General features: G+C 59.6%; 7 protein-coding genes. All 7 read left to right on the top strand.

Annotated features, from left to right (window positions below):
- Positions 1-38 precede the first annotated feature (38 nt).
- The 7 genes from ACNFCJ_RS19080 (at position 39) to ACNFCJ_RS19050 (ending at position 11,434) form a co-directional block, all read left to right on the top strand.
- A complete protein-coding gene (locus ACNFCJ_RS19080) occupies positions 39-302 on the top strand; it encodes a YeaC family protein (RefSeq protein ID WP_017679055.1) in 264 nt (87 codons plus the stop codon).
- Positions 302-1,138: a DUF2797 domain-containing protein gene (locus tag ACNFCJ_RS19075; protein ID WP_416773062.1), complete on the top strand. Its 837-nt coding sequence runs from the start codon at positions 302-304 to the stop codon at positions 1,136-1,138. Before ACNFCJ_RS19080 ends, ACNFCJ_RS19075 begins: the two co-directional genes overlap by 1 nt.
- Positions 1,139-1,189: 51 nt before the next feature.
- On the top strand, positions 1,190-3,847 hold the full coding sequence (gene pepN, locus ACNFCJ_RS19070) for an aminopeptidase N (RefSeq protein WP_416773061.1): 2,658 nt from the start codon (positions 1,190-1,192) through the stop codon (positions 3,845-3,847).
- A gap of 473 nt (positions 3,848-4,320) precedes the next feature.
- On the top strand, positions 4,321-6,330 hold the full coding sequence (locus ACNFCJ_RS19065; protein ID WP_416773059.1) for a DUF1302 domain-containing protein: 2,010 nt from the start codon (positions 4,321-4,323) through the stop codon (positions 6,328-6,330).
- 67 nt (positions 6,331-6,397) lie between these two features.
- Entirely contained in the window at positions 6,398-7,768 is a 1,371-nt protein-coding gene (locus ACNFCJ_RS19060; protein ID WP_045735214.1) for a DUF1329 domain-containing protein, read from the top strand.
- Positions 7,769-7,966: 198 nt separating this feature from the next.
- Positions 7,967-9,061, top strand: a complete 1,095-nt coding sequence (locus tag ACNFCJ_RS19055) for a WD40/YVTN/BNR-like repeat-containing protein (protein WP_416773057.1) — start codon at positions 7,967-7,969, stop codon at positions 9,059-9,061.
- A gap of 18 nt (positions 9,062-9,079) precedes the next feature.
- Positions 9,080-11,434 (top strand): efflux RND transporter permease subunit, encoded by a 2,355-nt coding sequence (locus ACNFCJ_RS19050; RefSeq protein ID WP_416773056.1) that lies wholly within the window; start codon positions 9,080-9,082, stop codon positions 11,432-11,434.
- Positions 11,435-11,629 lie beyond the last annotated feature (195 nt).

The following is an 11,629-nucleotide window of genomic DNA, read 5'->3' as shown; positions in this document are numbered from 1 at the left end:
CGGGTTTCACCCGCCCTACGATTTATCTGGAGACCTGTATGTCGTCCTTTCTCGATGCGATTGAAAACATCACCCCGGAAATCTACGAAAGCCTCAAGCTGGCCGTGGAAATCGGTAAATGGCCGGACGGCCGCAAGCTGACTCAGGAACAGAAAGAACTGAGCCTGCAGGCGATGATCGCCTGGGAAATGCAGAACCTGCCGGAAGAAGAGCGCACCGGTTACATGGGCCCGCAGGAATGCAGCAGCAAGTCCGAGCCGGTGCCCAACCTGCTGTTCAAGTCCTCGGATACCCTGCACTGATGAGTGAATTGGGACGTGGCTCGCTGAGCAAGATGAAGGCGCACCTGGATGCACCGGTGCAATACGCCTTTCGCCTGGGCGAGGAAGAAGTACCGGTCAATCCGCTGGTGGGCAAGCACTTGCGCCTGGAATTCCTCGGCGCCATCCACTGCACGCACTGCGGGCGCAAGACCAAGACCAGCTTCAGTCAGGGCTACTGCTACCCGTGCATGCAGAAGCTGGCGCAATGCGATGTCTGCATAATGAGTCCGGAGAAGTGCCATTACGATCAAGGCACCTGCCGCGAGCCGAGCTGGGGCGAGCAGTTCTGCATGACCGACCATATTGTCTACCTTGCCAATTCCAGTGGCGTGAAGGTCGGCATCACCCGCGCTACTCAGGTGCCGACGCGCTGGATCGACCAGGGCGCGACTCAAGCGCTGCCGATTCTGCGCGTGGCCACCCGGCAGCAGTCTGGCTTCGTCGAGGATCTGCTACGCAGCCAGGTGGCGGACAAGACCAACTGGCGTGCGCTGCTCAAGGGTGATGCAGTACCGGTCGATCTGCTGGCCATTCGCGAGCAGTTGTTCGACAGCTGTGGCGCGGGCATTGCCGAGCTGCAGCAGCGCTTCGGCCTGCAGGCCATCCAGCCGCTGTCCGCGGCCGAGGTGCAGGCGATTCGTTATCCCATCGAGGCCTATCCAGCCAAGATCACCAGCTTCAACCTGGACAAGCAGCCGCTGGCCGAGGGTACCCTGCTCGGTATCAAGGGCCAGTACCTGATGTTCGATACCGGCGTGATCAATATCCGCAAGTACACCGCCTACCAGTTGGCCGTCCACGAGATCGCCGCCTGACACCCGATTGCCACCGGCGCCCGAGGCGCCGCAGACGAGAGGCCAAGAGCCATGCGCACCGAACAATCCAAGACCATCTACCTGAAGGACTATCAGGTTCCCGATTACCTGATCGACGAGACCCACCTGACCTTCGAGCTGTTCGAGGATCACAGCCTGGTGCACGCGCAACTGGTCATGCGGCGCAACCCTGAAGCCGGTGCCGGTCTGCCGAAACTGGTGCTCGATGGCCAGCAACTGGAGCTGCTGGAGCTCAAGCTCGATGATCGCGAGCTGAGCGCGGGTGATTACACCCTGACCGACAGCCACTTGACCCTGCAGCCGACCCAGGAGCGCTTCGTGGTCGACAGCAGCGTGCGCATCCACCCGGAGAGCAACACCGCGCTGGAGGGGCTGTACAAGTCCGGCAAGATGTTCTGCACCCAGTGCGAGGCCGAGGGCTTCCGCAAGATCACCTTCTACCTCGACCGCCCGGATGTGATGAGCAAGTTCACCACCACGGTCAGCGCCGAGCAGCATGTCTACCCGGTGCTCTTGTCCAACGGCAACCCGATTGCCAGCGGCAGTGAAGAGGGTGGTCGCCACTGGGCGACCTGGGAAGATCCGTTCAAGAAGCCGGCCTATCTGTTCGCCCTGGTCGCCGGTGACCTCTGGTGCGTGGAAGACAGCTTCACCACCATGAGCAAGCGTGAAGTGGCGCTGCGTATCTATGTCGAGCCGGAGAACATCGACAAGGTGCAGCACGCCATGGACAGCCTCAAACGCTCGATGAAGTGGGACGAGGAGGTCTATGGCCGCGAGTACGACTTGGACATCTTCATGATCGTCGCGGTCAACGACTTCAATATGGGCGCCATGGAGAACAAGGGCCTCAATATCTTCAACTCCAGCTGCGTGCTGGCCAAGGCCGAGACCGCTACCGATGCCGCGCACCAGCGCGTCGAGGCGGTGGTGGCGCATGAATACTTCCACAACTGGTCGGGCAACCGCGTGACCTGTCGCGACTGGTTCCAGCTGTCGCTCAAGGAAGGTTTCACCGTGTTCCGCGACAGCGAGTTCTCCGCCGACACCCATTCGCGTACGGTCAAACGCATCGAAGACGTGGCCTACCTGCGTACCCACCAGTTCGCCGAGGACGCGGGCCCCATGGCCCACCCGGTGCGCCCGGACGCGTACATGGAAATCTCCAACTTCTACACCCTGACCATCTACGAGAAGGGTGCCGAAGTACTGCGCATGATTCACACCCTGCTCGGGCCGGAGCTATTCCGCATGGGCTCGGACCTGTACTTCGAGCGTCACGACGGCCAAGCCGTGACCTGCGACGATTTCGTCAAGGCCATGGAAGATGCCAGCGGTATCGATCTGACCCAGTTCAAGCGCTGGTACACCCAAGCGGGTACGCCGCGCCTGGCGGTCAGCGAGGCGTATGACTCCGCCGCGCAGACTTACAGCCTGACCTTCCGTCAGAGCTGCCCAGCCACGCCGGGGCAGAGCGAAAAGCTGCCGTTCGTGATTCCGGTGGCGCTCGGTCTGCTCGATGCGCAGGGTAATGAACTGCCGCTGCGCCTGCAGGGTGAGGCAGCAGCACAGGGCAGCAGTCGCGTGCTGTCGGTGACCGAGGCCGAGCAGACCTTCACCTTCGAGGGCGTCGCCGAGAAACCGTTGCCCTCCTTGCTGCGCGGCTTCAGTGCGCCGGTCAAGCTGCACTTCCCCTATGACCGCGATCAGCTGATGTTCCTGATGCAGCACGACAGCGACGGCTTCAACCGCTGGGAGGCTGGCCAGCAGTTGTCCGTGCAGGTGCTGCAGGAGCTGATCGGCCAGCATCAGCGCGGCGAAGCTCTGGTGTTGGATCAGCGTCTGGTCGCCGCGCTGCGCACATTGCTCGAAGACGAGTCGCTGGATCAGGCCATGGTCGCGGAGATGCTCTCGCTGCCGGGCGAGGCCTACCTGACCGAGATCAGCGAGGTCGCAGATGTCGAGGCCATCCACGCCGCGCGCGAATTCGCCCGCAAGGAGCTGGCTTCCGCGCTGTTCGCCCCGCTGTGGGCGCGCTACCAAGCCAATCGTGAAGTCTCCAAGGCCACCCCTTACGTGGCCGAGGCGGCGCACTTCGCTCGCCGCAGTCTGCAGAACATCGCGTTGTCCTACCTCATGCTCAGCGAGAAACCCGAGGTGCTGGCGGCTTGCGTCGATCAGTTCGACAACGCCGACAACATGACCGAGCGCCTGACGGCCCTGGCCGTACTGGTCAATTCGCCATTCCAGGAAGAGCAGGGCAAGGCACTGGCCATGTTCGCCGACTTCTTCAAGGACAATCCGCTGGTCATGGATCAGTGGTTCAGCGTGCAGGCTGGTTGCCCGCTGCCGGGTGGTCTGGAGCGCGTGCATGCGTTGATGCAGCACGAGGCCTTCACCCTGAAGAACCCGAACAAGGTTCGCGCGCTGATCGGTGCCTTCGCCAATCAGAACCTGATCAACTTTCACCATGCTGACGGGGCGGGCTACCGCTTTCTTGCCGAGCAGGTCATCACCCTAAATGCCCTCAACCCGCAGATCGCTTCGCGTCTGCTGGCGCCGCTGACCCGCTGGCGCAAGTACGGTTCGGCGCGTCAGGCACTGATGAAGGCCGAGCTGGAGCGCATCCTCGCCTCTGGTGAGCTCTCCAGCGACGTCTATGAGGTGGTGAGTAAAAGCCTGGCGTAAGACGGTTTTGGCTCTACAGGAAGTGTTACCGGCCTATGGCTGGTAACACTTTTCTGTTACCCAACGAAATGTGCGGGCCGCTGGTTATGTATTTGTACGCTTAAATTCGAGTGTCGGTGCTTGACAATGAGACGCTATTTTTGGCCGCTAACCCGTGCATAACAGGGGGTGATTGGCATAAAGCGTCGGATCGTAGGACAAAGTGCGCCACTTTTTCTCGTCTTTTGGTCAGTGGCTGATCAGTCACGAAAAGAAACTGGCCAACAGCTCTTCCAAGCCTGTTTGCGCTGATACAACTGTTTGAATTGGCACCATGGTTGCATTGCTGAGCAGGACTTGACCGCGTGCAAGCTCTCGCTGGTCGTTGGAACACGTCGCTACAAAATAAAAACACAAGCCGTCGCCAGTACGGCATATCGCGACCCGGATTCGGGATCGCTCAAAAGAATGATCTGTCCACGGAGTGAGTCTCGATGGAAATTAAGTCCCGCAAGCCCGTTCTACGTTTTGCCCCGGCCAAGGCCGGCTTTGCGTTCGCTGGTGTTCTGCCGTTGCTGGTCGCCGCCCAGGCTCAAGCGGTGGAGTTCAGCTTCGCCGATAACGAAATCACCGGCTCCCTCGATACCACCATCTCCTACGGTCAATTGTGGCGCGTCCAGGGCCAGGACAAGACCAACAACGACATCAACAGCAACGACGGCAACCGTAATTTCGATACCGGCCTGGTTTCTGAAGTGTTCAAGATCACCAGTGACCTGGAAGCGTCCTATCAGAACTACGGTGTGTTCATCCGTGGCACCGCTTTCTATGACACCCAGATCATGGACAAGCGCAACGATTACTACGATGCCAACACTCCGGCTCAGCCGAGCCAAAGCTATCCGCGCGATAACACCTTCACACGTGAAACCCGCCACAAGGCTGGTCGTGACGCGCAGATTCTTGACGCCTACGTCTATGGCAACTGGGACGTGGCCAACATGCCTGTCTCTGGTCGTTTCGGTAAGCAGGTATTCAACTGGGGCGAGGGTCTGTTCTATCGCGGTGGTGTGAACACCACCAACCCGGTCGATGCTGCCAAGTTCCGTTTGCCAGGCTCGGAAGTGAAGGAAGTGCTGGTTCCGGTCGAGGCGCTTAGTTTCAACATCGGTTTGACCGATAACCTTTCGATGGAGACCTTCTATCAGTTCAACTGGAAAGAGAGTGCTATCGATCCGGTCGGTACCTATTTCTCTGAGACCGACTTGTTTGCTGACGGCGGTCATACCGCTTATAACGAAAGTGGTGCGCTAGCTGGGGCCCTGACACCGAACCCGCTGCTCGGTGGTCTTTCGCTTTATCAAGCCTCCGTATTGAACCCTGCTTATGGGCTGAATGGGAGTTCATTTGCCACGTCTGACGCTTTCAAAGTTGCATCTATCAAGAATGACCTGAATGCCAAGAACGATGGCCAGTTCGGCGTTGCGTTTCGCTATATTGCAGAAGAGTTGAACTCAACGGAGTTCGGCTTCTACTTCGTGAACTACCACGCCAAGGAGCCGTCGATTTATGCGCAGCTCGATGATGCCTATGGCGGTATGACGGCAGGACAATTTGGTGCTCTCGTCGGTAGTGCTCCTGTTCAGGGCGCGGCTCTGCAGGCCGCAGCTGCCGCAGGTGTGGCAGGTAACCCTGCCGCTGTTGCGGCTATTGCACAGCAAATTGCTGGTGGTCTGGTTTCAGTTGATCTGGCCGATCAGATCCAGGCTAGTCGCCAATATGCTGAAGATGTCCGTATGATGGGTTTGAGCTTCAACACCACTGTGGGTAATGCCTCGGTGTTTGGTGAATTCTCTTACCGCCCGAATCTTCCGATTGGTATTGCAACTACCAACGACCTGTTGGGGCAAGTGCTCCAGCAAGCGCCGCAGATCGCTCTGGGTCAACAGGTACAGGTTGGAGGCCAGACGGTGAGTCTTGATAATCGCCGCTTGAGCAACTACGAGCGCGTTGAGGCCTTCAACACTTCCATTGGCACCATATACAACTTCGGCCCGTCTCTGGGCTTTGATTCTCTTTTTGGTGTGGCTGAGCTCGGCTCTGAGCATATTCGCGGCAGCAGTCTGAAATACACGGACTTCCAGGGGAACGTGCGTTACTACTCAGGTCGTGCAAATGGATCCTACATCTCCGGCTACGATCGCGACGATCAGATCAACAAGAACGCCTACGGCTACACCTTGGTGCTCTCCGGTACCTGGAACGACGTTTACGCTGGCGTGAGCCTGTCGCCATTCGCGGTGTTCAAGCACGATTTCGAAGGTAACTCGCACCAGACCGGCAACTTCATTGAAGGTCGTAAGGCGTACACCGTCGGTATGCGCGCCAGCTACCTGAACAGCCTGGAAGCCGAGCTCCAGTACACCGAGTTCTATGGCGCAGGCCAGAACAACGGTGCGCGTGACCGCGACAACATCGGTCTGAACGTCAAGTACTCCTTCTAATACCTATAAACAGAAATAGGTCGGGCGCTCTCGGGCGCTCGGCAATACTCTTCACGGAGAATTACCCATGCTGAACAAGCACAGGCTGATGGCCGTAGCCGTTGCACTGGCGTTTTCCGCCGGCTCAGCGCTGGCTGCCGTTTCCCCGCAGGAAGCCGCAAAACTTGGCGATACCCTGACCCCCTTCGGCGCCGAAAAAGCCGGCAACGCCGCCGGCACCATTCCGGCCTGGACCGGTGGCATCACTCAGGCGCCGGCTGGCTACACTCGCTCTGGCCAGCACCACGTTAATCCGTTCCCGGACGACAAGCCGCTGTTCACCATCACCGCGGCCAACCTTAGCCAGTACGAGGCCAACCTGACTCCCGGTCAGATCGCCATGTTCAAGGCTTATCCGGAAACCTACCAGATGCCGGTCTACCAGACCCGCCGCTCCGGCTCCGCGCCGCAGTGGGTCTATGACAACACCGCCAAGAACGCCACCAGCGCCAAGCTGGTCGATGGCGGCAACGGCTTCTCCGATGCCTACGGCGGCATCCCGTTCCCGATCCCGCAGAACGGTGTCGAGGCGTTGTGGAACCACATCGCCCGCTACCGTGGTACCTACATTGTGCGTCGCGCTTCGGAAGTGGCGGTGCAGCGCAATGGCGCCTACTCGCTGGTCACTTCCCAGCAGGAAGCGCTGTTCAAGTACTACCTGCAGAACGGCTCCTTCGCCGACCTGAACAACATCATGTTCTACTACCTGTCCTTCACCACCAGCCCGGCGCGTCTGGCCGGTGGTGCGGTACTGGTTCACGAGACTCTGGATCAGGTCAAGGAACCCCGTCAGGCCTGGGGTTACAACGCCGGTCAGCGCCGCGTGCGTCGTGCGCCGAACCTGGCCTACGACACCCCGATCGCCGCTGCTGACGGTCTGCGTACCGCCGACGACACCGACATGTTCAACGGTGCCCCGGATCGATATGACTGGAAACTGGTGGGCAAGAAGGAAATCTACATCCCGTACAACAACTACAAGGTCACCAGCCCCGAGGTTAAGTACAAGGATCTGCTGCAGGTTGGTCACCTCAACCCGGCGCTGACCCGTAACGAGCTGCACCGCGTATGGGTGGTCGAGGGCACGCTGAAGTCCGGCGCCCGCCACATCTACTCCAAGCGTACCCTGTTCCTCGACGAGGACAGCTGGCAGGCTGCGGTGGTGGATCAGTACGACGGTCGTGGCGAGCTGTGGCGCGTATCCATCGCCTACCTGAAGAACTACTACGACCTGCCGACCACCTGGTCCGCGCTCGATGTGTTCCATGATCTGCAGGCGCGTCGTTATCACGTGCAGAACCTGGACAACGAAGAGAGCAATACCATCGACTTCACCCAGGCCACTCCGGACGACGGCTACTTCAAGCCAGCAGCCCTGCGTCGCCGCGGTACGCGATAATAGTCGTGTAGTCTCACGCGAAGGCCGCTACAGTAGTAGCGGCCTTTTCGTATCAGCTTGATGGATAGGCTTCTATCACGCGGTTTTTGCCTTAACAAAACATAACGTCGCGCCAATTGTCAGGGCTTTCCGAAGCTCGCTAGGATGAGCGGCCTGCTAATCAGCAGTACCGCCTATAACAAGAAAGGGGGAAGGTATATGAGTGAGCCCGTCATGCGGCGCACCCAGTCCGGTCTGGCGCCCATCCTGGCGCGCAAATCGGCGCTCCGTGTCCATTCGCCGCTGGCTAAAGCGCTCTCGCTGTGCAGTGTGCTTTCCATTCTGGCTTTCGCTGCCGCACCCTTGCAGGCCGAGACTTCGGCTGCGGCTGATGCCGGCTACGCCATCGAGTCGCCCAAGGCCGTGCACAGCCTGTTGCTCGATGTGGTCAACACCGGCGAGCGCCTGGTTGCCGTTGGCGACCGTGGCCACATTCTCTATTCCAACGACCAGGGGCAAAGCTGGCAGCAGGCCAAGGTGCCGACTCGCCAGATGCTGACCTCCCTGTTTTTCGTCGATGCCCAGCATGGTTGGGTGGTCGGTCATGATGCGCAGATTCTCGCGACCACCGATGGTGGCCTGACCTGGACCAAGCAGTACGAAGACCTCGAACGCGAGGCGCCGCTGCTGGATATCTGGTTCAAGGATCTTGAGACCGGCTACGCCGTGGGCGCTTATGGCGCGCTGCTGGAAACCACCGATGGTGGCCAGAGCTGGGAAGACGTCAGCGATCGTCTCGACAACGAAGACGCCTATCACCTCAATGCCATTGCCGCTGTGAAGGACTCGGGCCTGTTTATCGTCGGTGAGCTGGGCCAGATGTTCCGCTCCGCTGACTGGGGCCAGACCTGGGAACGCATCGAGGATCTGCCCTACGAGGGTTCGCTGTTCGGCGTGCTCGGCACCGACCAGTCGGCCACCTTGCTGGCCTACGGCCTGCGCGGCCACCTGTTCCGTTCCACCGACTTCGGTGATAGCTGGCAGCAGGTCAAACTCAATACGCCGAACAATGGTCCGCTGGAGTTCGGTCTGGCCGATGGCGCGCTGCTCAATGATGGCAACGTCGCTGTGGTAGGGCACGGTGGCACCGTGTTGCGCAGCAAGGATCACGGTCAGACGTTCAGTCTCATCAACCGTCCCGACCGCCTTTCGCTGGCCGGGGTAGCTGCACTGGATAACGGCAACCTGATCCTGGTGGGGCAGGGCGGCGTTCACCTCGCCGCCTCGACTGGCGCCGATCTGGGCCAACAATAACAAGCCGGGAGCCTTTGCATGACCAAGCACCAACAACAGCCTGCTTCCTTCCTCGAGCGGCTGATTTTCAACAATCGCCCGGCGGTGATCCTGATCTGCCTGCTGATCAGCATCTTCCTGTTCTATCAGGCTGCCCAGGTACGCCCGCAGACCAGCTTCGAGAAGATGATTCCGCTGGGGCACCCCTATATTCAGAAGATGCTCGAACACCGTAATGACCTGGCCAACCTGGGTAACACGGTGCGCATCTCGGTGGAAGCCACCGATGGTGACATCTTCAGCAAGGAATACATGGAAACGCTGCGGCAGATCAATGACGAGGCGTTCTACATTCCTGGCGTCGACCGCTCCGGTCTGAAGTCGCTGTGGAGTCCGAGCGTGCGCTGGACCGAAGTGACCGAAGAGGGCTTTGCTGGCGGCGAAGTGATCCCGCAGACCTACGACGGTTCTGCAGATAGCCTTGAGGATCTGCGTAGCAACATTCTCAAGTCCGGTCAGATCGGTCGCCTGGTGGCGAACAACTTCAAGTCCAGCATCGTCGATATTCCGCTGCTCGAGTCCTACCCGGACCCGAATGATCAGAGCAAGCTGATCAAGCTGGACTACCAGAAGTTCTCTCACGAGCTTGAAGACAAGATTCGCCAGAAGTACGAGGCGCAGAATCCCAACGTCAAGGTGCATATCATCGGCTTCGCCAAGAAGGTCGGTGATCTCATCGATGGCCTGATCGGTGTGGCGCTGTTCTTTGCCGTGGCCATCGGCATCACCTTCGTGCTGCTGCTGTGGTTCACCCACTGCGTCAAGAGCACCTTGGCGGTGCTGATCACCACGCTGGTCGCGGTGATCTGGCAGCTGGGCTTGCTGCACACCCTGGGCTTCGGTCTCGATCCCTACTCGATGCTGGTGCCATTCCTGGTATTTGCCATCGGCATCTCTCATGGCGTGCAGAAGATCAACGGCATCGCCATGGCATCGGGTGAGGCGACCGATGCACTCTCCGCCGCGCGCATGGCATTCCGCCAACTGTTCATCCCGGGGCTGGTGGCGCTGCTGTCCGACGCAGTTGGCTTCGTTACCCTGCTGCTGATCGATATCGGCGTGATCCGCGAACTGGCCATCGGAGCATCGATGGGTGTGGCGGTGATCATCCTCACCAACCTGATCCTGCTGCCGGTCGTGATTTCCTATATCGGTATCGGCAACCGTGCGGTGAAGAAGAGCCGCGAGGAGGCTGCCAAGGATCATCCGGTCTGGCGCGCCATTTCCAACTTCGCCCATCCGATGGTGGCACCGATCTCCGTTGTCGTTGCCGTGGTGGCGCTGGCTGGTGGTGTCTGGTACGGGCAGAACCTGAAGATCGGCGACCTCGATCAGGGCGCGCCGGAACTGCATCCGGACTCGCGCTACAACCTGGACAACGACTTCGTCATCCGCAACTACTCGACCAGTTCCGACGTACTGGTAGTCATGATCAAGACCGGCCCCGAAGGCTGCTCTACCTATGACAGCCTGGCCGCCATGGACGAGCTGATGTGGAAGATGGAGAACACCGAGGGCGTGCAGTCGGCCATCTCCATGGTCACCGTGTCCAAACAGGTGATCAAGGGCATGAACGAGGGCAACCTGAAATGGGAAACCCTGTCGCGTAACCAGGACGTACTGAACAACTCCATTGCCCGTGCCGAAGGCCTGTACAACGCCGACTGCTCGGTGGCGCCGGTGCTGGTGTTCCTCGAGGACCACAAGGCCGAGACCCTGTCGCGCGCCGTGGCTGCGGCTGAAGAGTTCTCTGCGCAGCACACCACTGACGACCTTCAGGTGGTACTGGCTGCCGGTAACGCCGGTATCGAAGCCGCGACCAACGAGGTAATCGCCGAGTCCGAGACCACCATGCTGATCGCCGTCTACGCGGCGGTGAGCATCATGTGTCTGCTGACCTTCCGCTCGCTGGCAGCGACCCTCTGCGTGATCCTGCCACTGGTGTTGACCTCGGTGCTGGGTAACGCGCTGATGGCCTTCATGGGTATCGGTGTGAAGGTCGCCACGCTGCCGGTGATCGCATTGGGTGTGGGTATCGGTGTCGACTATGGCATCTACATCTACAGCCGTCTGGAGACCTACCTGCGTCAGGGCATGCCGCTGCAGGAAGCCTACTACGAGACGCTGAAGTCCACGGGTAAGGCGGTACTGTTCACCGGTGTCTGCCTGGCCATCGGTGTGGCGACCTGGATCTTCTCGGCGATCAAGTTCCAGGCAGACATGGGCTTGATGCTGACCTTCATGTTCCTGTGGAACATGATCGGTGCGATCTGGCTGCTGCCGGCTCTGGCTCGTTTCCTGATCAACACCGAGAAAATGCGCGCCAAGGCTTGATGCCTATCGCGTAGAACGAAAACCGCGGCCTTTGGGCCGCGGTTTTTTTATGGGCTATCGGTATGTTTCCGCGGTGCGCTTTGTAGGCGCCAGCTTGCTGGCGATCATCGCTGCTATAGGGTGTATCGCCGGCAAGCCGGCTCCTACAGTTCTGTGGGGCCATTGCAATCCGTAGGCGCCTGACAAGTGGCGTTG

Origin of the sequence: Pseudomonas sp. NY15364 (assembly GCF_048068235.1) — a bacterium.
Lineage (GTDB): Bacteria > Pseudomonadota > Gammaproteobacteria > Pseudomonadales > Pseudomonadaceae > Aquipseudomonas > Aquipseudomonas mendocina_D.
Note: the sequence above shows the minus strand (reverse complement) of the source record. Positions and strands in the feature narration are given on the sequence as shown.